Annotated in this window: 21 protein-coding genes; 13 read left to right on the top strand and 8 right to left on the bottom strand. The window is 67.6% G+C overall.

From position 1 onward, the window contains the following. Positions 1-7 precede the first annotated feature (7 nt). Positions 8-181 (bottom strand): 50S ribosomal protein L32, encoded by a 174-nt coding sequence (gene rpmF / locus G6N23_RS15660; protein WP_064920133.1) that lies wholly within the window; start codon positions 179-181, stop codon positions 8-10. 244 nt (positions 182-425) lie between these two features. Here rpmF and G6N23_RS15665 point away from each other — a divergent pair, with 244 nt between their 5' ends. The 7 genes from G6N23_RS15665 (at position 426) to G6N23_RS15695 (ending at position 9,497) form a co-directional block, all read left to right on the top strand. After that, positions 426-2,141, top strand: a complete 1,716-nt coding sequence (locus G6N23_RS15665) for an acyclic terpene utilization AtuA family protein (RefSeq protein WP_095174144.1) — start codon at positions 426-428, stop codon at positions 2,139-2,141. Further along, entirely contained in the window at positions 2,138-3,286 is a 1,149-nt protein-coding gene (locus G6N23_RS15670; protein WP_085262570.1) for an acyl-CoA dehydrogenase family protein, read from the top strand. Before G6N23_RS15665 ends, G6N23_RS15670 begins: the two co-directional genes overlap by 4 nt. Beyond that, on the top strand, positions 3,283-4,878 hold the full coding sequence (locus tag G6N23_RS15675; RefSeq protein ID WP_085262571.1) for an acyl-CoA carboxylase subunit beta: 1,596 nt from the start codon (positions 3,283-3,285) through the stop codon (positions 4,876-4,878). The genes G6N23_RS15670 and G6N23_RS15675 overlap by 4 nt, the downstream gene beginning before the upstream one ends. An 8-nt stretch (positions 4,879-4,886) precedes the next feature. Continuing rightward, positions 4,887-6,878: an acetyl/propionyl/methylcrotonyl-CoA carboxylase subunit alpha gene (locus tag G6N23_RS15680; RefSeq protein WP_085262572.1), complete on the top strand. Its 1,992-nt coding sequence runs from the start codon at positions 4,887-4,889 to the stop codon at positions 6,876-6,878. A 71-nt stretch (positions 6,879-6,949) separates the two neighbouring features. Further along, positions 6,950-8,053: an acyl-CoA dehydrogenase family protein gene (locus tag G6N23_RS15685; protein ID WP_234808726.1), complete on the top strand. Its 1,104-nt coding sequence runs from the start codon at positions 6,950-6,952 to the stop codon at positions 8,051-8,053. Next, on the top strand, positions 8,053-8,841 hold the full coding sequence (locus tag G6N23_RS15690) for an enoyl-CoA hydratase family protein (protein WP_085262574.1): 789 nt from the start codon (positions 8,053-8,055) through the stop codon (positions 8,839-8,841). Before G6N23_RS15685 ends, G6N23_RS15690 begins: the two co-directional genes overlap by 1 nt. A gap of 56 nt (positions 8,842-8,897) precedes the next feature. Beyond that, the gene (locus G6N23_RS15695) at positions 8,898-9,497 is read left to right on the top strand and encodes a DUF1707 SHOCT-like domain-containing protein (protein WP_085262575.1); all 600 of its coding nucleotides are present in this window, start codon (positions 8,898-8,900) and stop codon (positions 9,495-9,497) included. 9 nt (positions 9,498-9,506) lie between these two features. Here the strand turns inward: G6N23_RS15695 and G6N23_RS15700 are convergent, their stop codons facing one another. Then, the gene (locus tag G6N23_RS15700) at positions 9,507-10,148 is read right to left on the bottom strand and encodes a TetR/AcrR family transcriptional regulator (RefSeq protein WP_085262576.1); all 642 of its coding nucleotides are present in this window, start codon (positions 10,146-10,148) and stop codon (positions 9,507-9,509) included. A gap of 68 nt (positions 10,149-10,216) precedes the next feature. Between G6N23_RS15700 and G6N23_RS15705 the strand changes: the two genes are divergently transcribed. From G6N23_RS15705 to G6N23_RS15730, 6 genes are all read left to right on the top strand, one after another. Next, complete coding sequence (locus G6N23_RS15705) at positions 10,217-11,131, top strand: oxygenase MpaB family protein (protein ID WP_085262577.1); 915 nt, start codon at positions 10,217-10,219, stop codon at positions 11,129-11,131. Positions 11,132-11,207: 76 nt separating this feature from the next. Next, the gene (locus G6N23_RS15710; RefSeq protein ID WP_085262578.1) at positions 11,208-11,525 is read left to right on the top strand and encodes a DUF2563 family protein; all 318 of its coding nucleotides are present in this window, start codon (positions 11,208-11,210) and stop codon (positions 11,523-11,525) included. Further along, positions 11,522-12,835: a putative alpha/beta hydrolase gene (locus G6N23_RS22095; protein ID WP_085262579.1), complete on the top strand. Its 1,314-nt coding sequence runs from the start codon at positions 11,522-11,524 to the stop codon at positions 12,833-12,835. The genes G6N23_RS15710 and G6N23_RS22095 overlap by 4 nt, the downstream gene beginning before the upstream one ends. 73 nt (positions 12,836-12,908) lie before the next feature. Continuing rightward, the gene (locus tag G6N23_RS15720; RefSeq protein WP_157997511.1) at positions 12,909-13,157 is read left to right on the top strand and encodes a hypothetical protein; all 249 of its coding nucleotides are present in this window, start codon (positions 12,909-12,911) and stop codon (positions 13,155-13,157) included. Between the two features lie 19 nt (positions 13,158-13,176). Then, positions 13,177-13,683, top strand: coding sequence for an LpqN/LpqT family lipoprotein (locus G6N23_RS15725; RefSeq protein WP_157997510.1), 507 nt, complete (start codon positions 13,177-13,179; stop codon positions 13,681-13,683). 26 nt (positions 13,684-13,709) lie between these two features. Next, entirely contained in the window at positions 13,710-14,327 is a 618-nt protein-coding gene (locus tag G6N23_RS15730; RefSeq protein ID WP_085262581.1) for a class I SAM-dependent methyltransferase, read from the top strand. On the opposite strand, the gene mnhG is transcribed toward G6N23_RS15730, so the two are convergent. Genes mnhG through G6N23_RS15760 form a run of 6 tightly spaced genes read right to left on the bottom strand, consistent with a single transcriptional unit; the run spans position 14,312 to position 20,414 of the window. Continuing rightward, positions 14,312-14,659 (bottom strand): monovalent cation/H(+) antiporter subunit G, encoded by a 348-nt coding sequence (gene mnhG / locus G6N23_RS15735; RefSeq protein ID WP_085262582.1) that lies wholly within the window; start codon positions 14,657-14,659, stop codon positions 14,312-14,314. The two genes, G6N23_RS15730 and mnhG, sit on opposite strands and share 16 nt — an antisense overlap. After that, complete coding sequence (locus tag G6N23_RS15740; protein ID WP_085262583.1) at positions 14,656-14,937, bottom strand: monovalent cation/H+ antiporter complex subunit F; 282 nt, start codon at positions 14,935-14,937, stop codon at positions 14,656-14,658. The genes mnhG and G6N23_RS15740 overlap by 4 nt, the downstream gene beginning before the upstream one ends. Then, the gene (locus G6N23_RS15745) at positions 14,934-15,461 is read right to left on the bottom strand and encodes a Na+/H+ antiporter subunit E (protein WP_085262584.1); all 528 of its coding nucleotides are present in this window, start codon (positions 15,459-15,461) and stop codon (positions 14,934-14,936) included. The genes G6N23_RS15740 and G6N23_RS15745 overlap by 4 nt, the downstream gene beginning before the upstream one ends. After that, positions 15,458-17,056, bottom strand: a complete 1,599-nt coding sequence (locus G6N23_RS15750; protein WP_085262585.1) for a Na+/H+ antiporter subunit D — start codon at positions 17,054-17,056, stop codon at positions 15,458-15,460. Before G6N23_RS15750 ends, G6N23_RS15745 begins: the two co-directional genes overlap by 4 nt. After that, positions 17,053-17,517: a Na(+)/H(+) antiporter subunit C gene (locus G6N23_RS15755; RefSeq protein WP_085262586.1), complete on the bottom strand. Its 465-nt coding sequence runs from the start codon at positions 17,515-17,517 to the stop codon at positions 17,053-17,055. Before G6N23_RS15755 ends, G6N23_RS15750 begins: the two co-directional genes overlap by 4 nt. Then, positions 17,514-20,414 (bottom strand): Na+/H+ antiporter subunit A, encoded by a 2,901-nt coding sequence (locus G6N23_RS15760; protein ID WP_085262650.1) that lies wholly within the window; start codon positions 20,412-20,414, stop codon positions 17,514-17,516. The genes G6N23_RS15755 and G6N23_RS15760 overlap by 4 nt, the downstream gene beginning before the upstream one ends. Positions 20,415-20,453 lie beyond the last annotated feature (39 nt).

Here is a 20,453-nt window from a genome sequence, read left to right on the forward strand (position 1 = left end):
AGCGTTATTAGCGACGATCGAGGTCGATCAGACCCAGGCGAGCCGCCTTCAGCAACCGACGCGGCACCTTGTATGCACGGCCGGCGACCGACACGTTGACCAGGCCAGTTGCCTCGGCCTTCCACTGCGCGCGGCGACTACGGGTGTTCGCGCGCGACATCCTGCGCTTCGGCACGGCCATGGTCGAGCCTCTCCTCAAATTGACATATCGCCGCTAGACGCCAGCGGCGGGACTTTTGAAAGGATAGCGGGTGACCAGCGTCGGCTCCAAAATTATCAACCCGCCGGTTCAGCGAGGCTCGACGAAGGAGAGGCGAAGCCGGGACCGGCGCCTGGGCCGAATGCTCTGCTCGGCCGTCGCCCACCTTGACGTGGCACCGACGGTACCGGCTAACCTACCGGTTGGTTGAGTGATGGGATTGCGGATGACAGCAGCGGTTCGAATCGGCAACTGCTCGGGCTTCTACGGCGACCGGCATGCCGCGATGCACGAGATGCTGACCGGCGGTGACCTGGACTACCTCACCGGCGACTACCTGGCCGAACTGACCATGCTGATCCTGGGACGCGACCGGATGAAGCATCCGGAGCGCGGCTACGCCAAGACCTTCCTCACCCAGCTCGAACAGTGCCTGGGGCTCGCCCACGACAAGGGTGTCCGCATCGTCGCCAACGCCGGCGGACTCAATCCGGCCGGCCTGGCCGACGCGGTGCGGGAGCTGGCTGACCGGCTCGGCGTTCCGGCCCGGGTGGCCCACGTCGAGGGCGACGACCTGCTCCCCCGGGCGGCCGAGCTGGGTCTGGGGTCGCCGCTGACGGCGAACGCCTACCTGGGCGCCTGGGGCATCGCCGAATGCCTGAGCGGCGGGGCGGACGTCGTGATCACCGGCCGGGTCACCGACGCCTCGGTGATCGTCGGGCCCGCCGCCGCCCACTTCGGCTGGGAGCGCACCGACTACGACCGGCTCGCCGGGGCGGTGGTGGCCGGCCACGTCATCGAGTGCGGCACCCAGGCCAGCGGCGGCAACTACGCGTTCTTCACCGAGATTCCCACCGAGCAGCTGCTGCACCCCGGCTTCCCGATCGCCGAGATCCACGCCGACGGATCATCGGTGATCACCAAGCATCCCGGCACCGGCGGGCTGGTCAGCGTCGACACCGTCAGCGCGCAGTTGCTCTACGAAGTCACCGGGGCCCGCTACGCCAACCCCGACGTCACCGCCCGGATGGACAGCATCGAGTTGTCGCCCGACGGCCCGGACCGGGTGCGGATCTCACGCGTTACCGGCGAACCCCCGCCACCCACGTGCAAGGTGTCGCTGAACAGCATCGGGGGGTTCCGCAACTCCACCACATTCGTGCTGACCGGCCTGGACATCGAGGCCAAGGCCGAACTGCTGCGCACCCAGCTCGAGGCGGCGATGACGGTCCGCCCGGCCGAGCTCCAGTGGACGCTGGCCCGCACCGACCACCCCGACGCCGACACCGAAGAGACCGCCAGTGCCCTGCTGCACTGCGTGGTGCGCGACCCGGACCCGGCCAACGTGGGCCGCAAGTTCTCCGCGGCCGGGATCGAGCTCGCGCTGGCCAGCTATCCCGGGTTCTGCGTCACCGCCCCGCCCGGCGACGGCCAGGTCTACGGGGTGTTCACCCCCGGCTACGTCGATGCCACGCAGGTGCCGCACGTCGCGGTTCACGCCGACGGGACCCGGGTGGACATTCCGCCTGCCGCCCAGACCCTGGAACTCGCTGCGGCCGCCGAGCCGGAGCTGCCCGAGCCGTTGCCGGCCGGCCCGAACCGTCGGGCCCCACTGGGGGCGATCGCCGGCGCCCGTAGCGGCGACAAGGGCGGCTCGGCCAACGTCGGGGTCTGGGTGCGCACCGCTGAGCAATGGCGCTGGCTGGCCCACACGTTGACCACGGACAAGCTACGCGAACTGCTGCCCGAGACCGCCGAGTTGCCGGTCACCCGTCACCTGTTGCCGAAGCTGCGCGCGGTGAACTTCGTCATCGAGGGCATCCTCGGGCAGGGCGTGGCCTACCAGGCCCGATTCGACCCGCAGGCCAAGGGGCTGGGCGAATGGCTGCGCAGCCGTCATCTCGAGATACCCGAGCAGCTGCTGTCAGAAGGGGAACTGTGAGTATCTGGACCACCACCGAGCGCCAAGCGCTACGCAAGACCGTGCGCGGGTTCGTCGAGCGCGAAATTCTGCCGCACGTCGACGAGTGGGAACACTCCGGCGAGCTGCCGCGCGAACTACACCGCAAGGCCGCCGAAATCGGCCTGCTGGGGGCGGGTTTCCCCGAGGAGGTCGGCGGCAGTGGCGGCGACGGCGCCGACGCGGTGATCGTCTGCGAGGAGATGCATCAGGCCGGGGCGCCGGGCGGGGTGTTCGCCTCCCTGTTCACCTGCGGTATCGCGGTGCCCCACATGATCGCCTCGGGCGACGCGCGGCTGATCGACGAGTTCGTCCGCCCCACGCTGGCCGGCGAGAAGATCGGTTCGCTGGCCATCACCGAGCCCGGTGGCGGCTCGGACGTCGGGCACCTGCGCACCACGGCGCGCCTGGACGGCGACCACTACGTGGTCAACGGCTCCAAGACCTTCATCACCTCCGCGGTGCGCGCCGACTATGTCGTCACCGCGGTGCGCACCGGCGGGCCGGGAGCGGCCGGGGTGTCGCTGCTGGTGGTCGAGAAGGGCACGCCGGGGTTTGAGGTGAGTCGCAAGCTGGACAAGATGGGCTGGCGATCCTCGGACACCGCCGAACTGTCCTACGTCGACGCTCGGGTGCCGGTGACCAACCTGGTCGGTGTCGAGAACACCGGCTTCGCCCAGATCGCCGCGGCGTTCGTCTCCGAGCGGGTCGGGCTGGCCGCGCAGGCGTATGCCAGTGCGCAGCGCTGCCTGGACCTGACCCTGACGTGGTGCCGGGACCGCGAGACGTTCGGCCGGCCACTGATCTCGCGGCAGGCGGTGCAGAACACGCTGGCCGAGATGGCCCGCCGCATCGATGTGGCCCGGGTCTACACCCGCCACGTCGTCGAGCGGCAGCTGGCCGGCGAGGCCTTCCTCATCCCGGAGGTGTGTTTCGCGAAGAACACCGCGGTGGAGGCCGGTGAGTGGGTGGCCAACCAGGCGGTGCAGCTGTTCGGCGGCATGGGTTATATGGCCGAATCCGAGGTGGAGCGTCAGTATCGGGACATGCGCATCATCGGCATCGGCGGTGGAACCACCGAGATCCTGACCTCACTGGCCGCCAAGACCCTGGGATACCAAGCGTGACGACCCTGAAGTCCACCCTGGACCCCACCTCCCCCGCCTACACCGAAGCGGCGGAGGCGCTGAACGACAAACTCGCCGAGATCGATGCCGAGCACGCCAAGGCACTCGCCGGCGGCGGACCCAAGTACGTAGAGCGCCACCATTCCCGCGGCAAGCTCACCGCCCGAGAGCGCATCGAAGCTCTCATCGACGCCGACTCACCGTTCCTGGAGCTGTGCCCGCTGGCCGCCTGGGGCAGCGCCTTCCAGGTCGGGGCCAGCCTGGTCACCGGGATCGGCGCGGTCGAAGGCGTGGAGTGCATGATCGTCGCCAACGACCCGACGGTCAAGGGCGGCACGTCCAACCCTTGGACGCTCCGAAAGATCCTGCGGGCCAACAAGATCGCTTTGGAGAACCGGCTTCCGGTGATCTCCCTGGTGGAATCCGGCGGAGCGGACCTGCCCACCCAGAAGGAAGTCTTCATCCCAGGCGGTCAGATGTTCCGCGACCTGACTCGACTGTCGGCCGCCGGCATCCCGACCATCGCGCTGGTGTTCGGCAACTCCACCGCCGGCGGGGCCTACGTGCCCGGCATGTCCGATCACGTGGTGATGATCAAGGAACGGTCCAAGGTGTTCCTGGCCGGGCCGCCGCTGGTGAAGATGGCCACCGGTGAGGAGTCCGATGACGAATCGCTCGGTGGTGCTGAGATGCACTCGCGCACTTCAGGCCTGGGTGATTACCTCGCCAACGACGAACTCGACGCGGTGCGGATCGGTCGGCGGATCGTGGCCCGGCTGAACTGGGTAAAAAAGGGCCCGAAGCCAAAGTCGGTGACCGAGCCGCTGTTCGACTCCGAAGAGCTGATCGGCATCGTGCCCGCAGACCTGCGCATCCCGTTCGACCCGCGCGAGGTGATCGCCCGGATCGTCGATGGTTCCGACTTCGATGAGTTCAAGCCGCTCTACGGGTCATCGTTGGTGACCGGCTGGGCACGGTTACACGGATATCCGATCGGAATCCTGGCCAATGCGCGCGGTGTGCTGTTCAGTGAAGAGTCCCAGAAGGCCACCCAGTTCATCCAGTTGGCCAACCGCTCCGACACGCCACTGTTGTTCCTGCACAACACTACCGGCTACATGGTGGGCAAGGACTACGAAGAGGGCGGCATGATCAAGCACGGCTCGATGATGATCAACGCCGTATCCAACTCGACGGTGCCGCACATCTCGCTGCTGCTCGGCGCCTCCTATGGCGCCGGGCACTACGGCATGTGTGGCCGCGCCTACGATCCCCGTTTTCTGTTCGCCTGGCCGTCGGCCAAGTCCTCGGTGATGGGCGGAGCACAGCTCGCCGGCGTGCTCTCGATCGTGAACCGGGCGGCCACCGAGGCCCGCGGGCAGCAGGTCGACGAGGAGGCCGATGCCGCCATGCGCGCCATGGTCGAAGGGCAGATCGAAGCCGAGTCGCTGCCGCTCGTGCTGTCGGGGATGCTCTATGACGACGGGGTGATCGACCCGCGCGACACCCGCACCGTATTGGGAATGTGTTTGTCCGCCATCGCCAGTGGCCCGATCGAGGGGACGTCGAACTTCGGCGTCTTCCGGATGTGAGGACTCTCATGATCAGCACTGTTCTGGTGGCCAATCGCGGTGAGATCGCCCGACGGGTCTTCGCCACCTGCCGTCGACTGGGTCTGGGTACGGTCGCGGTCTACACCGACCCCGATGCGGGCATGCCGCACGTCGCCGAAGCCGACGCGAAGGTGCGCCTGCCGGAGACCACCAGCTACCTGTCCGCCGAGGCGATCATCGCCGCGGCGCAGGCCGCCGGCGCCGACGCCATCCATCCCGGCTACGGGTTTCTCTCCGAGAACGCCGACTTCGCCGCGGCCGTGCAGGCCGCCGGTCTGACCTGGATCGGACCGCCGGTGGCCGCGGTGACCTCGATGGGCTCCAAGATCGAGGCCAAGAAGATGATGGCCGCCGCGGGCGTGCCGGTCCTCGAAGAACTCGACCCGGCAACCGTCACCGCCGCACAGCTGCCGGTGCTGGTGAAGGCCTCCGCGGGCGGCGGTGGCCGTGGCATGCGGGTGGTCAGCGAATTGTCCGCCCTGGCAGGCGAAGTCGAGGCCGCCCAGCGCGAGGCCGCTTCGGCGTTCGGCGACCCGACGGTGTTCTGCGAGCGCTACCTGCCGACCGGCCACCACATCGAGGTGCAGGTGATGGCCGATGCGCACGGCACGGTGTGGGCGGTCGGCGAGCGGGAATGCTCGATTCAGCGCCGCCACCAGAAGGTCATCGAAGAGGCGCCGTCACCGTTGGTGGAACGCACCCCCGGGATGCGGGACAAGCTGTTCGAGGCCGCCCGGCTGGCCGCCGGCGCGATCGGCTACACCGGCGCGGGCACCGTGGAGTTCCTGGCCGACTCCCGCGGCGAGTTCTACTTCCTGGAGATGAACACCCGGCTGCAGGTCGAGCACCCGGTCACCGAGGAGACCACCGGTGTCGACCTGGTCGAACTGCAGATTGCGGTGGCCGACGGAGCCCGCCTCGATACCGAACCGCCGGCAGCGCAGGGACATTCGATCGAGGTGCGACTCTACGCCGAGGACCCGGCTCGCGGCTGGCAGCCGCAGGCCGGGCCGGTGCACGCCATCGGCATTCCCGGGGTGACCGCGCGGTTCCACACACTGTGTCAGCACACCGGGGTCCGGCTGGACTCCGGCATCGAAGACGGCTCGACGGTGTCGATCCATTACGACCCCATGCTGGCCAAGGTGATCAGCTATGCGCCCACCCGCACTCAGGCGGCGGCGGTGCTGGCAAGTGCGTTGGCACGAGCCCGGGTGCACGGCTTACGCACCAACCGTGACCTGCTGGTCAATGTGCTGCGCCACCCCGCCTTCCTGGACGGGGCCACCGACACGGCGTTCTTCGACACCCACGGTCTGGCGGAACTGTCGACGCCGCTGGCCGACGCCGCAACGGTGCAGACCAGTGCGATCGCGGCCGCGCTGGCCGACGCCGCACATAATCGGGCGACCGCGCAGGTGCTCAGCTCCATTCCCGGCGGTTGGCGCAACCTGGCCTCGGGCTTCCAGTCCAAGGCCTATCTCGACGACGGCGGCACCGAGCATCGAATCGAATATCGTTTCACCCGAACGGGATTGATTCTCAACGTCGGCGAGGTCACCTTGATTTCGTCGACTCCGGACGAAGTGGTGCTGGCCGATCCAGCCGGCGTCGCCCGCACGTTCACCGTCGCCCGGTACGGCTCGGATATCTACATCGACTCCCCCGCCGGTGGTGTCCACCTGGTGGCGTTGCCGCGATTCCCCGATCCGGAGTCCGCGGTCGCGCAGGGATCGCTGCTGGCGCCCATGCCGGGCAACGTGATCCGGCTGGGTGCAGCCGTCGGCGATCGGGTGAGCGCCGGCCAGCCACTGATCTGGCTGGAAGCCATGAAGATGGAACACACCATCAGCGCACCGTCCGACGGTGTGCTCACTCAACTCGACGTCAAGCCGGGCGACCAGGTAGAGGTCGGCGCCGTACTGGCCCGTGTCGAACAACCCGAAACAGCGTCCGAAGCAGAAGGAGATCCACTGTGACCGATTCCACGAGCGACACCAGCTTCATCGAAAGCGACGAACGCCGAGCGCTGCGCGAGGCGGTCGCGGCGATGGCCAAGAACTACGGCCAGGACTACTACCTGGAGAAGGCCCGCGCCGGCGAGCACACCGACGAATTGTGGAGCGAGGCGGGCAAGCTCGGCTTCATCGGCGTCAACCTGCCCGAGGAGTACGGCGGCGGGGGCGCCGGCATGTATGAGCTGTCGCTGGTCATGGAGGAGATGTCGGCGAACGGCTGCGCGCTGCTGATGATGGTGGTCTCACCGGCCATCAACGGCACCATCATCTCCAAGTTCGGCACCGACGAGCAGAAGAAGCGGTGGATCCCCGGTATCGCCGACGGCTCGCTGACCATGGCGTTCGCCATCACCGAGCCCGACGCCGGATCGAACTCCCACAAGATCACCACCACCGCGCGCCGCGATGGGTCCGACTGGATCCTCAAGGGCCAGAAGACCTTCATCTCCGGCGTCGACCAGGCGCAGGCCGTGCTGGTGGTGGGCCGCAGCGAAGACGCCAAGACCGGCAACCTGCGGCCCGCGCTGTTCGTGGTGCCCACCGACACCCCCGGACTGAGCTGGACGCCGATCGAGATGGAGCTGGTCAGCCCCGAGCGCCAGTTCCAGGTGTTCCTCGACGACGTCCGGTTGCCCGCCGACGCGCTGGTGGGCTCCGAGGACGCCGCGATCGCGCAGCTGTTCGCGGGCCTGAACCCCGAGCGCATCATGGGCGCGGCAAGCGCGGTGGGCATGGGCCGCTTCGCGATCGGCAAGGCCGTCGACTACGTCACCACCCGCCAGGTGTGGAAGACCCCGATCGGCGCACACCAGGGCCTGTCGCACCCGCTGGCTGCGAACCACATCGAGATCCAGTTGGCCAAGCTGATGATGCAGAAGGCCGCGACACTCTATGACGCCGGCGACGACTTCGGCGCTGCCGAGGCCGCCAACATGGCCAAGTACGCCGCCGGCGAGGCATCGACGCGGGCGGTCGACCAGGCGGTGCAGTCCCTCGGCGGCAATGGCCTGACCAAGGAGTACGGCATCGCCGCAGCGGTCACCGCGTCCCGGCTGGCGCGGATCGCGCCGGTGAGCCGGGAGATGATTCTCAACTTCGTCGCGCAGACCTCGCTGGGCCTGCCACGGTCGTACTGATGGACACCCTGGTCTCCTACGTTGGGCCGGAGGACACCGGCGACGGTTCGGCCCGGCTGACCCTGGACTCACCGCACAACCGCAACGCACTGTCGTCGAAGCTGGTCGCCCAGCTGCACGCCGGGCTGCGCGACGCGGCGGCCGACCCGAACGTGCGGGTGGTGGTGCTCGGCCACACCGGCAACACGTTCTGTGCCGGCGCGGACTTGAGCGAGGCGTCCAGCGGCGATCCGGGCGACCTGGCCGCCGACCGGGCCCGCGAAATGGCGGCGTTGCTGCGGGCGATCGTCGAGTGCCCGCGGCCGGTGATCGCCGCGGTCGACGGCCACGTGCGGGCCGGCGGGATGGGAATGGTCGGCGCCTGCGATATCGCGGTCGCCGGACCGGCCAGCACCTTCGCGCTGACCGAGGCCCGGATCGGAGTGGCGCCGTCGATCATCTCGCTGACGCTGCTGCCCAAACTTTCCCCCCGGGCAGCCGCCCGCTACTACCTGACCGGCGAGAAGTTCGGCGCAGCCGAAGCCGCGGCGATCGGGCTGATCACCCTGGCCGTGGACAAGGCCGACGACGTCGAGACCACCGTCGCCGGTCTGGTGCGCGATCTGCGGCTCGGATCCCCGCAAGGGCTGGCGGCCTCTAAGGCATTGACGACCGCTGCTGTGCTGGACGGGTTCGACCGCGACGCGGAGCGGCTCAGCGTGGCCTCGGCACGGATGTTCGTTTCCGAGGAGGCCCGTGAAGGGATGGTGGCTTTCTTGCAAAAGCGTCCCCCCAACTGGGCCGTTTAGCCACTTTGGTGAACCGTACTTGCGTCCTGATGGGTTCGTCGTAGGCTCTGTAGCCGATGAGAAACTCAACCCGGCGAAGCCACGACACCAACGGCATGCCGTCGCGTGCCGCGGACACCGACCGGATCCAGTTGGCGCAGCTGCTCGGCGATGCCGCTGCGCAGGGCCAACTGCCGATGAGCGAGTACGAGGACCGGCTGGCCAAGGCCTACGCGGCGCAGACCTACGACGAGCTCGACGGACTGCGCGCCGACCTTCCGGGTTCCTCGGTGTGCCCACACCGCGGTGGCGACTGCAAACCCGCACCCTCCACGCTGCTGCTGGCGATCCTGAGCTCGTTCGAGCGGCGCGGACGGTGGAACGTGCCCAAGCGCCTGACCACGTTCTCACTGTGGGGCGGCGGCGTCATCGACCTGCGTTACGCCGACTTCACCGCTACGGACGTCGAGATCAACGCCTACTCCATCATGGGCGGGCAGACTATCCTGCTGCCGCCGGAAGTCAACGTCGACATCCAGGGCCACGGGGTGATGGGTGGCTTCGATCAGCATGTCGAGGGCCGGGGCACCCCGGGCGCACCGACGGTGCGGGTCCGCGGCTTCTCGCTGTGGGGCGGGGTGGGCATCAAGCGCAAACCGCGCAAGACGCGCCGCTGACGGCCGGGATCAGGACCGATCCCGGTACAGCTCCGGGTCGTCGAGTTGGCCGAGTAGTGCGGTCAGCTGGTCCACGAGCTGATCGGGATCCAGGTGTATCTCACCGCCCAGCCAGGCGCCCATCGTCTGGGCCACCCCGCCGACCACGAAATGTGCGGCCGCCTTTATCCGGTCGTTGCCGGGCACCCGAAGGACATTCTGGACGTGGCGGCCGGACAGCATCGCGAACAGCGCGCTCGATTCCGCCCGTTTGCGCACTAGCAGCGCGCTGGTAAGCCGAGTGCTGAAGAGCATCCTGCCGACTCGGCCGTCCCCGGCGATGGCCGCCACGAGGTGGGCCATGCCCGCGCGTGTCTGTTCGGCGTAGGGCGCCGCGGCCACGGCGGCCTGGGTGCTGGCCGCCAGATCATCGACCACCCAGTCGAAGACCGCGGCCACGAATGCGTCCTTGTCGGCGAAACTCTCGTAGAAGTAGCGCGACGCCACCCCGGCACGGCGACATACTCCTTGCACGGTCAGCTCGGTCAACTCCTGGGCACCGAGCAGATCAAGCCCGGCCGTCAGCAGGCGTTTTCGCCGCTCAGCCAGCCTGTCTGCGGCCTGCACCCCTCCGTACGGGCGATCCGGCACGGCGGTTCCCACACCCACCATGTTGACACCGGGCCCGAGACTCGGCAATATCAGGAAACCGATGTTTTCACAATTTGCGAGGTGCAGTTATGACAGTCAGCGAGTCGATCCCCCTGGTGGAGCGCTCGGTGAGCGATTCGACAAGCGCACAACCCGCACCTCGCCGGCGTTCCCTGCTGCCGCAGGTCACCTGCACCGACAACCTGATGATGGGCGTGGCGCTGTTGGCCGGGCCGGCCAACGTGATCATGCAACTCGCACGTCCTGAGGTGGGCTATGGCGTGCTGGAGAGCCGCGTCGAAAGCGGGCGCGTCGACCTGCACCCGATCAAGCGGGCCCGCACCACGTTCACCTACCTGGTCGTCGCCACCCAGGGCACCGACGAACAGAAGACCGCTTTCCGTGAGGCGGTGAACAGCGCCCACCGGCAGGTTCGCTCGACGGGCGATAGCCCGGTGAAATACAACGCCTTCGACCGCGATCTGCAGCTGTGGGTGGGCGCGTGCCTGTACAAGGGCAACGTCGACGTCCACCGCATCTTCCTCGGGGAGATGGACGACGACCACGCCGACCGGCACTACCACAACGAGGGCAAGGCCATGGCCACCATGCTCCAGGTTCCCGAGGACATGTGGCCGACCGACCGGGCAGCCTTTGACCGGTACTGGCAGGACCAGTTGGACAAAGTGCACATCGACGATGCGGTCCGCGAATACCTCCGGCCGATCGCGGCCAGCCGGCTGCGCGGCTTGACCCTGCCCGGACCGCTGCAGCGGGCGAACGAACGGCTCGCCCTGTTGATCACCACCGGCTTTCTGCCGCAGCGCTTCCGCGACGAGATGCAGCTGCCGTGGGACGCGGCGAAGCAACGCCGGTTCGACCGGTTGATGGGCCTGCTTCGCGGAGTCAACAATCTGCTGCCTTCGTTCCTCCGTTCCTTCCCGTTCAACCTGATCCTGTGGGATCTGGACCGGCGCATCCGCACCGGCCGACCGCTGGTGTAACGGCTGTCGAGGTGAATTGACGCCTCCGCATCCGTCGGTAATCTTTGAGCCCGGACCAGACGGAAAGGTACGGGCGATGCACGTCAACCCGCAGGTGTTGCGCATCGGAGCCAACGTGTCCGATGACGCCGGGCAACACGCCGATACCGGTTCGCAGCGACTCGGGCTGGCCGGCGTGGCCACCGGCATATTCGGGGACTTCGACGCCGCCCACACCTTCCACGCCGCGCTGGGCAGTGCCAAAGACGGCCACCGCGACGTCCTGCGGGCTCACCACCACAACCTCACCGGCATCGCCGAGAACGTGCGCACCGCCGCCACGGCCTTCACCCGCATGGACGACCACAACGCCACGCTGCTGCGAGACATCCCCGGGCGCGGCACCGGACAGTGAGCCGCCCGAGCCTGCAGCACCTGCAGATCGCCGACCTCATCGCCCACGGCGGCGGTGACCCGTGGGCCCTCGACGACAGCCTGCAGGCCGGCAGCCCGACCCAGATCAACTTCCTCGCCCAGGCGTTCCACCGGGCCGCGGGCTCGGCCACCGCCGCCGAGCAGACCTTCCACACCGCCCAACAACACTTCCAGCAGTACAACCGCGAGAACGGCGAACAACCGATCAACAACGGCGCCGAAGTGCAACGCGTCAAGGACGGCCTGCACGCCACCAATCAACAACTCGGCCAGATCGCCGCCGACCTGGAGACCATCGCCGCCGACCTGGCTCAGGCCCGCGCGGCATCGCAGGCCAACATCACCGCGCTCAACGCCAACCTGCTCGTGCTCGACGCCCAGATCGGGGTCTACCTCAGCCAGGCGAGCCAGGGCCAGAACCACGACGCCGACATCGCACAGGCTCGCCAGCTGGCCCAGAACGACACCGCGACGGCCCTGCACAACGCCACGGTCATCCGCGACGGCTACTCCAAGAACCTGCAGCAGGCCCAGACCAATTTGCGGGTCAAGGACGGCTACAACCCTGATATCCGCAAGTTCGACGCCGAGGACGGGCCGGCTGGAGGGGCCGACGGCGGGGCCGGGGGCAAGGGAGCGTCTCCTCGCACCGGCGCCCCAACGGACCCCGTCAGTAGGGGCGCCGACGGGGGCGGTGCTGCTTTCCCGCCGTGGTTACCGCCCGGGACTCCGGTGATGACCCGTCCCGGGGGCCCATTGGCGCCGCCGCGCCAACCCGCCCAGGTCGGCGGGAAATGGGGCAACGTCGGCGACGGCCTCGCGGCAGCAGGTGAACGAGCAAACGTACCCGCCAATCCAGCGAAGTTACCGGGGTTCGTTCCGGGAGGATCGCCGAGTGCCGCCATTCCCGGCGGTATCCCGATGACCACTGCGTTGGAGAACGTCGAGAAATTCGGCAAACGTTTGGGTTTCGCCGGAAATCTCGTCACCGGAGCCAACGGGTACTTCGAGTTCAGCAACGACCTGGACAACGGAGTCCCCTTGAGTACAGCCGTGGTCGACGTCGTACCCAAAACCGTCGGTGATATCGGCGGTGGCTTGGTCGGCGCCACTACCGGGGCGGAAGCGGGGGCCTGGTTCGGGACCGTGGTCGCCCCGGGGCCCGGAACCGTCATCGGCGCCGGCGTCGGAGCGGTGGTCGGCGGCGTGATCGGCAGCGACATCGGGAAGAAGATGGGCGAAGACATTTCGGATGTGTCACACAGTCTTTGGCGGAGCCTCTTCGGCTGAGCTGGCCCACAGGTAAGGGAGATCGATAACCATCAGTAACTCAGACCGCATCGCCGTTCTTGCCACGATGGTCATGCTTGCCATCGCCATCCCCGTTGACCCCCGCAAGAACACGAAGTCAAAGTGGCTCTACTGGCTTGTCGGACCGATAGCGTGCGCCGCACTCTTTGCCTTTGGCTTGTACGACTCGATCAAGAACCCCGGGGTATCCGACCTGATCGGTGTGATCGTTGGCGGAGCATTCTTCGCCTACCTGGGCTTCGGCGTCGGCTACATCCGCAAGCGCTGGCCGATCGGACGCTGGCCTGGCTCTCGTTCTTGACGCACCGAAAGGACCAGTCGTGAAAGCCGCCGACCAGCAGCCCGGCTCCGAACCGATCACATTGGCGCCCCGCGACCCCGACGAACCCACGATCACCCTCCGCCAGCCGCCGGGCTGGGAGTTCATGCCGGGCAACGACGAAACTCTCATCCGAGGCGTGCTCTACAACCAGGAGCTGCGCCGGCACGGCTTTACGCCCAACGCGGTGGTGACCTGCGAAGAACTCACCGGCCAGGTCGGACTTCCGTCGCAAGCCCTGGCCAAGGAGGGCGCCGCGGTCACCGACATCGTCGGCGAACTCGACACCGACGTCCCCGGAACGGTGTCGGGATTTGCGAGCAGAACGATCACCTACAACCTGCAGGGCCGGCCCGCGACCGGCCTGATCGTCGCGGTGCAGAACGCCCAAGACCGGATCTGGGCGCTCACCGTCACCATCCAGACCACCTACGCCGAGAACCCGCACTACATCGCCGCCAAGCAGCAGATCTTCGATTCGGTCGAAGTCCGCCTGCCCGACCGGTAACGCAGCAGCCCTGCAACAATGCACCCATGGTCGAGCAGAGCCTCTGGATGCAGAAAGTCGCCGCCGATCCCGGGCATTCGCAGTGGTACATCGAACGGTTCCGCGAAATGGCCCGCGCCGGTCAGGATTTGGGCGGTGAGGCTCGCTTCGTCGACGCACTGGCCTCCCGTGGCGCCCGCATCCTCGACGCCGGCTGCGGCCCGGGCCGGGTGGCCGGCCAGCTGGCCGCGGCCGGTCATGACGTGGTCGGTGTCGACGTGGACCCCGAGCTCATCGAGGCGGCCGGGCAGGATCACCCGGGGCCGCGCTATCTCGTCGCCGACCTGGCCGAACTCGACCTGCCCGCGCGCGGCGTCGCCGAACCGTTCGACGTGATCGTGTCGGCCGGCAACGTCATGACGTTCGTCGCACCGAGCACCCGTGTCGAGGTGCTGCGCCGGCTGCGCGCCCACTGCGCCGACGACGGGCGGACCGTGATCGGTTTCGGCGCCGACCGGGACTATGAGTTCGGCCAGTTCCTCGAGGACGCGGCGACCGCGGGGTTCGCCACCGACCTGCTGCTGGGCACCTGGGATCTGAAGCCGTTCACCGATGATTCCGACTTCCTGGTCGCGGTGCTGCGCCCGGGTCAGCGCGAAGCCTGATCCTCGCCGGTGAGCTCGACCAACTGGTCGACGGCCAGCACCTCAGTCATGTCCTGCTCTTGGTAGGCCAGTCGGCCTACCCGGTGGGCGACAACCGGCGCGGTGATCAGGGTGAAGATGATGCTCACGGTCACCATCCCCGCGTCGTGGCTGCCGCGCAACCGGAACAATGCGGCGATCAGCACCAATATCAGCCCCAGTACCTGCGGTTTGGTGGCCGAGTGCATCCTGGCCAACGTGTCCGGGAAGCGCACGACCCCGATCGCCGCCGTCAGCGCCAGCACCGCCCCGGCGAGCCCCAGCAGACTGGCCGCCACGTCGAGGACGATCATGGCTGCCTCCCCGAGTCCAGCGCCGTGTCGGGCACCCGGAAGCGGGCCACACTGACCGATCCGATGAATCCGACCAGCGCCAGCGCCGCGAGGCTGTACGTAGCGGTGGTGTCCCGGGTGACGGCGGCCCAAATGCCGATACCGCACATCGTCATCGCGGCCAGGGTGTCCAGCGCCACCAGTCGGTCCAGCGTGCTGGGCCCGGCCAGCAGCCGATACATGGTGATGACCGCGGCTATCCCCAACAGCACGCCAGCGGTGCCCCAGATCACGTTCATGCGCTTCCTCCCACCGGCTGCCACTCGGAGTCGCGTTCAAAGGCGGCGATCAACAGTCGCTCCACTTGCGCAGCCTGGTGATAGAACCGCTCTACTGAACGCGCATTTCCGACATCGATCACGTGGCAATACAGGATGCGACGCACCTGGTCGATCTCCAGCACGATGGATCCGGGAATCAGCGTGGTGATGCTGGACGCCAGCACCAGCACCAGATCGGATTTGATGTTCAGCGGCACCCGCAACACCCCGGTCTGCGGCGGGGGCCCGGGTTTGATCGCCAGCCACATCAACTGGACACTCGAGGCCACCAGGTACCAGCCGAACAGACCCAGTAGCTGCAGCACCGACCACGGATGCACCCGGCCCTGTACCGGCACCGGCGGCAACGGCAGCAGCACCATGATGACCACGGCGACCACTGCCCCGAGGACGATGTTGGGGACGGTGAAGCGGCCCCACAGCAGCGTCCAGATGGTGGCTAGGGCGCACACCGCAAAGATCCGCAGTGCGATCGACCTCACGGCACACCTCCGCTCAATACGGCCGAGATGTACTCGCCACGGTCGAGTACCTCGGCTGCAGCGCGTTCGGTGTAGCCGAAGATCGGGCCGGCCAGCACGGTGAAGGTCAGCCCCAGCACGATCAACGCGATCGTCGGCACCACCATCCCTAACGGCATCTTCCCGACATCCTCGCGGTCGTCGAAGGCGACCTCGGCGACATCGTCGAGCAGCACCGGCGGCGCGGCCCGCACCAGCTCACCGTCGGGGGCGTCGCTACGCAGGCGCCAGAACGCCTTGCTCCACACCCGCGCCAGCACGTACAACGTCAGCAGACTGGTCACCACCGCACCGCCCACCAGGAACCAGGCCAGCACCGACCCATCGTCGACACCGGCCTGGAGCACCGCCGTCTTGCCGATGAAACCCGAAAAAGGAGGAATGCCTCCAAGATTGAACGCCGGGACCAAGAACATGAAGGCCAGCACCGGGTTGGCGACCAAGCCGCCGAGCCGCTTCAGCGACGACGCCCCACCCTGACGTTCGATCAGTCCGGCCGCCAAGAACAATGTCGTCATCACGATAATGTGGTGCATCACGTAGAAGATGGCGCCGGTCATGCCCAACTTGCTCGACAGCGCCACCCCGAACACCATGAAGCCGATATGGCTGACCAACGTGAATGACAAGATCCGCTTGATGTCGCTCTGCGCGATGGCGCCGAAGATACCGATCAGCATGGTGAGCAGCGCCCCGACCAGCAGCACCGAGTCCAAACCACCGTCGGGAAACAGCAGCGAATGCGCCCGGATGATCGCATAGACACCGACCTTGGTCAGGATGCCGGCGAACACGGCGGTGATCGGGGCGGGTGCCGTGGGATAGGAATCGGGCAACCAGGCCGACAGCGGGAAGACAGCGGCTTTGATGCCGAACGCCACCAGCAACACCGCGAACACCGCACTGCGGGTGCCGTCGGGCAGGCCGTTGGTGCGGGTAGCCAACTCAGCCAGGTTCAGCGTGCCCGTTGCGGCATAGACCAGCGCGATACCGAGCAGGAAGATCAACGATGACACCATCGACACCATCACGTAGCCGATACCGGCTCGGATCCGTTCGGCGCTGGCACCGATCGTCAGCAACACGAAGCTCGCGGCCAACAGCATCTCGAACCCGACGAAGAGGTTGAACAGGTCGCCCGCCAGAAACGCCAGGGAGACACCGGCGGACAGCGTCAGATACGTGGGCAGGAAGATCGACACCGGCTGGCGATCGTCACCGTCGCGGACCCCTTGGCCGATGGCGTAGATGATCACCGCCAGCAGCACGACCGCCGACACGATCAGCATCAGCGCCGATAACCGATCGACCACCAAGGTGATGCCGAGCGGCCCGCGTCCGCCCTCGGTCGGACCCCAGCCGCCGACGTGCAAAGCCAAGGTGCCCTCTCGGTCGGAGAGAAACAGCAACGCAGCGGTCACCGCGACGTCTCCCGCCAGCACACCGATGGTGATCGGCTGTTGCAACTTGGGTCGCCGGCCGACGATGAGGGTCAGCGCAGCGCCCAGCGTGGGCAACAGCACCGGAAGCGGGACCAGGACAGTAGCGATACTCACCGGGAAACCCCGCTTTCGGCGACGGTGCTTTCCACGACGGCGTCCAATTCGCCGGGCGCCGCCGGTTCACTGTCGTCGGCCTCAGCGGCGATGATCTCCTCGTCGGAGAGCTGGGACAGCCGAGTCGCCTCTTCGTCGTCGCCGATGTCGTCTTCGGTGGTCAGGTGGTAGGAGCGGTAGATCAGCGCCAGCACGAACGCGCCGATGCCCATGGTGATGACGATGGCCGTCAGCACCATGGCCTGGGCCAGCGGGTCCGCGTCGGTCTCCATACCCTCGGTGCTGTTGTAGATCGGTGGGCTGCCGCCCGGCCCGGACACATCGATGATCAACAGATTGATGGCATTGCCGACCATCATCAGGCCCAGCAGCGCTCGGGTGAGGTTGCGCTCCAGCAGCATGTACACCCCGCAGGCGGTGAGCCCGGCGGCCATCAGCAACGGGACCAGATGTGCGGTCATGGTGCCCTCACCACCGAGCGCTGCGCGGGCCGTTGCAGCTCGGCCACCTGATCCAGTCGGGCGCCGAGACTGCGCAGGACGTCGAGCACCATGCCGACCACGACCAAATACACCCCCAGATCGAAGAACAACGAACTCACCAGTTTCACCTGACCCAGGACCGGCAGGGTGAAGGTAAACGCCGCGGACGACAGCACCGGCGCACCGACGAACAGCGACGCCAAGGCCGTGCCCCCGACCAGGCTCAGGCCGACGCCCAGGATCTTTCCGGAGTCCAGCGGCAGCGTCTCGCCGAGTTCGTATCGCCCGCCCGCCACATAGCGCAGCGCCAGTGCCAGTCCGGCGGCCAACCCGCCGGCGAAGCCCCCGCCCGGGTTATTGTGCCCGGCGAACAGGAAATAGACCGAAACCACCATGATCAGCGGGAAGATGACCCGGCTCGCGACCTCCAACACCAGCGATCGCTGATCGGGGTCGTAGTAGGCACTGCCGCGCAGCCAGGTGGTAGACCCGACCGCGGGGCTGTACGGGGTGGCGATTCCCGGGTCCATCCGATGGGCATCGGGATCGGCGGTCCGTGGCGCACGGCCGAATCGGCGGGTTCGGAACACCATCGAGGCCACGCCGGTGGCGGCCACCAGCAAGACCGAGATCTCCCCGAGGGTGTCCCAGGCCCGGATATCGACCAGGATCACGTTGACGGTGTTGGCACCATACCCGCGAAGATAGGCCGCCTCGGGCAACAGGCCGGCAACACCCTCGCCGGTACGGGCCGCCATCGCGAAGGCCCCGAGCACAGCGACGCTGGCGCCGACCATGATGGACAGCACCGCACGCGACAGCCGGTTCGTTTCCATCGTCGGACGCGCCGTCTCCGCCGGCAGCGTCCGCAGCACCAGCACGAAGATCACCACGGTCACGGTCTCGACGAGCAGCTGGGTCAATGCCAGGTCGGGCGCGCCGTGGAATGCGAACGCCACGGCGCAGCCGTACCCGGTCACCCCGACCATCAGAACCGCGGACAACCGGTTGCGAGCCAGCGTGGCGCCGACCCCGCCGGCGACTACCAGCACTGCGACGGTGAGCTGCAGCGGCGTATCCCACAGCTGCAGATCGACCCGGTCACGAGCACCCAGCATCAGTGCGCCCAGCGGCAGCAGGATCAACGTCGCGAAGATCACTGCCTGGTTGAACGGCAGTGAGCCGCGCTGGGTGAGGGCGGTCAACCGCACCGCAGCCACGTCGAGCAGCCGGAGGGACTCGTCGTACAGTTCATCGGCCTTGCCGAGCGGCAGTCGGCGCAACCGGGACAGTTGCAGTGGGCCGCGCGCGAGGAAGATGCCGGCGCCGACGGCTAGCACCGTCGCCGACAGGAATACCGGTAGCCCCGGACCGTGCCACAGCGCCAGGTGGTAGTCCGCGCCGTCGGGCACGGTGTCGGAGTACCGGTGCAACACGGAGTCGAGCCCCAGCGGCCACAGCCCCAAGACCAGGCTCGTGACGGCCAACACCGCCGGCGCTGCCATGAACGCGACGGTCGGCGAGTGCAGTTCAGCGACATGGGTACTGGGCTCGGACCGGCCCTTCCCGGCGAAACCGCCCCACACAAACCGCGCGCTGTAGATCACGGTGAACATCGAGGCGAGCACAGCCGCACCCAGCACGTAGGGAATGGAGGCCCCCAGAGTCGGCGCCTGGGCCTCGGTCCCGAAGATGGTCTCCTTGGCGATGAATCCCACGAACGGCGGTACCCCGGCCATGCTGGCGGCGGCCGCCGCGGCGACCAGGAACAGTCCCGGACTGCGGCGCCCCAACCCGGCCAACTCGCGTAGATCACGGGTGCCGGTAGCGTGGTCGATGATCCCCACCACCATGAACAGGGCCGCCTTCGCGGCCGCATGCGCACACATCGCGGTCAGGCCGGCCAGCATCAGATCGTTTCCGCCGGCGCCGACCAACACGATCATCAGCCCCAGCTGGCTGACCGTGCTGTACGCCAGCACCAGCTTCAAGTCGTACTCGCGAATCGCACGCCAGCCCGCCAACAGGGCGGTGGCCAGGCCCAGGACCACCACCGTGGGGCGCCATCCCGGTGAGTCGGCGAACCCTGGTGTCAACCGCGCCACCAGGTAGATGCCGGCCTTGACCATCGCCGCGGCGTGCAGATAGGCGCTGACCGGTGTCGGCGCCGCCATCGCGCCCGGCAGCCAGAAGTGCAGCGGCATGATCGCCGACTTGCTCAGCGCGCCGACCAGGACCAGCAGCACACCGACGGTGACCACCGTGCCGGACGGCGGACTCGCCACCAGCTCCGAGAGCAGGTAGGTGCCCGCCGTCTCGCCGAGCATGATGATGCCGACCAGCATCGCCAGGCCACCCGCGGTGGTCACCACCAACGCCTGGATGGCGGCGCGGCGGTTGACGGCACGTTCGGCGTAGTGACCGACCAGCAGGAACGACAACACCGTGGTCAGTTCCCAGAACACGTACAGCGCCAGCATGTTGTCGGCGACCATCAGCCCGAACATGGAGCCGGCGAATCCGATCATCTTCGCGGCGAAGCTGGGCAGCCGCGGGTCGAGATCGGTGTGCGGGCTGACCGGACGGAAGTACTCGGCGCAGTAGAACAGCACCAGAGCGCCGATCCCCAATGCCAGCGCACTCATGATCGCCGCCAGCGAGTCGAAGCGCAGGTCGATGTTCATCGACAGCCCGGGCACCCACGACACCGTCGTTCGGTGATCGTCGGCCGGCCCCGCGGGCCAGTTCGCCACCACCCACACCAGCGATACCAGCGGAATCAAGCCCAGGGGATAGAACGCCGCCCGGCCCCATCTGCGCACCAACAGCGGTGCGATAACCGCGCCGACAGTATGGGCAAGCAGTATCGCTAGCATCACGCTCCACGGGACAAATTGATCCCGGCAACGGAATCA

The organism is Mycolicibacter terrae, from assembly GCF_010727125.1.
Taxonomy (GTDB): Bacteria; Actinomycetota; Actinomycetes; order Mycobacteriales; family Mycobacteriaceae; genus Mycobacterium; species Mycobacterium terrae.

Excerpts from the sequence above, each read along its gene's own strand:
- rpmF (WP_064920133.1), bottom strand. The coding sequence starts at position 181 with ATGGCCGTGCCGAAGCGCAGGATGTCGCGCGCGAACACCCGTAGTCGC.
- G6N23_RS15695 (WP_085262575.1), top strand. The coding sequence starts at position 8,898 with ATGAGAAACTCAACCCGGCGAAGCCACGACACCAACGGCATGCCGTCG.
- G6N23_RS15700 (WP_085262576.1), bottom strand. The coding sequence starts at position 10,148 with ATGGTGGGTGTGGGAACCGCCGTGCCGGATCGCCCGTACGGAGGGGTG.
- G6N23_RS15760 (WP_085262650.1), bottom strand. The coding sequence starts at position 20,414 with ATGCTAGCGATACTGCTTGCCCATACTGTCGGCGCGGTTATCGCACCG.
- G6N23_RS15730 (WP_085262581.1), top strand. The coding sequence starts at position 13,710 with ATGGTCGAGCAGAGCCTCTGGATGCAGAAAGTCGCCGCCGATCCCGGG.
- G6N23_RS15755 (WP_085262586.1), bottom strand. The coding sequence starts at position 17,517 with ATGACCGCACATCTGGTCCCGTTGCTGATGGCCGCCGGGCTCACCGCC.
- G6N23_RS15720 (WP_157997511.1), top strand. The coding sequence starts at position 12,909 with ATGCTTGCCATCGCCATCCCCGTTGACCCCCGCAAGAACACGAAGTCA.
- G6N23_RS15685 (WP_234808726.1), top strand. The coding sequence starts at position 6,950 with ATGGCCAAGAACTACGGCCAGGACTACTACCTGGAGAAGGCCCGCGCC.
- G6N23_RS15705 (WP_085262577.1), top strand. The coding sequence starts at position 10,217 with ATGACAGTCAGCGAGTCGATCCCCCTGGTGGAGCGCTCGGTGAGCGAT.
- mnhG (WP_085262582.1), bottom strand. The coding sequence starts at position 14,659 with ATGATCGTCCTCGACGTGGCGGCCAGTCTGCTGGGGCTCGCCGGGGCG.
- G6N23_RS15680 (WP_085262572.1), top strand. The coding sequence starts at position 4,887 with ATGATCAGCACTGTTCTGGTGGCCAATCGCGGTGAGATCGCCCGACGG.
- G6N23_RS15665 (WP_095174144.1), top strand. The coding sequence starts at position 426 with ATGACAGCAGCGGTTCGAATCGGCAACTGCTCGGGCTTCTACGGCGAC.
- G6N23_RS15710 (WP_085262578.1), top strand. The coding sequence starts at position 11,208 with ATGCACGTCAACCCGCAGGTGTTGCGCATCGGAGCCAACGTGTCCGAT.
- G6N23_RS15740 (WP_085262583.1), bottom strand. The coding sequence starts at position 14,937 with ATGAACGTGATCTGGGGCACCGCTGGCGTGCTGTTGGGGATAGCCGCG.
- G6N23_RS15690 (WP_085262574.1), top strand. The coding sequence starts at position 8,053 with ATGGACACCCTGGTCTCCTACGTTGGGCCGGAGGACACCGGCGACGGT.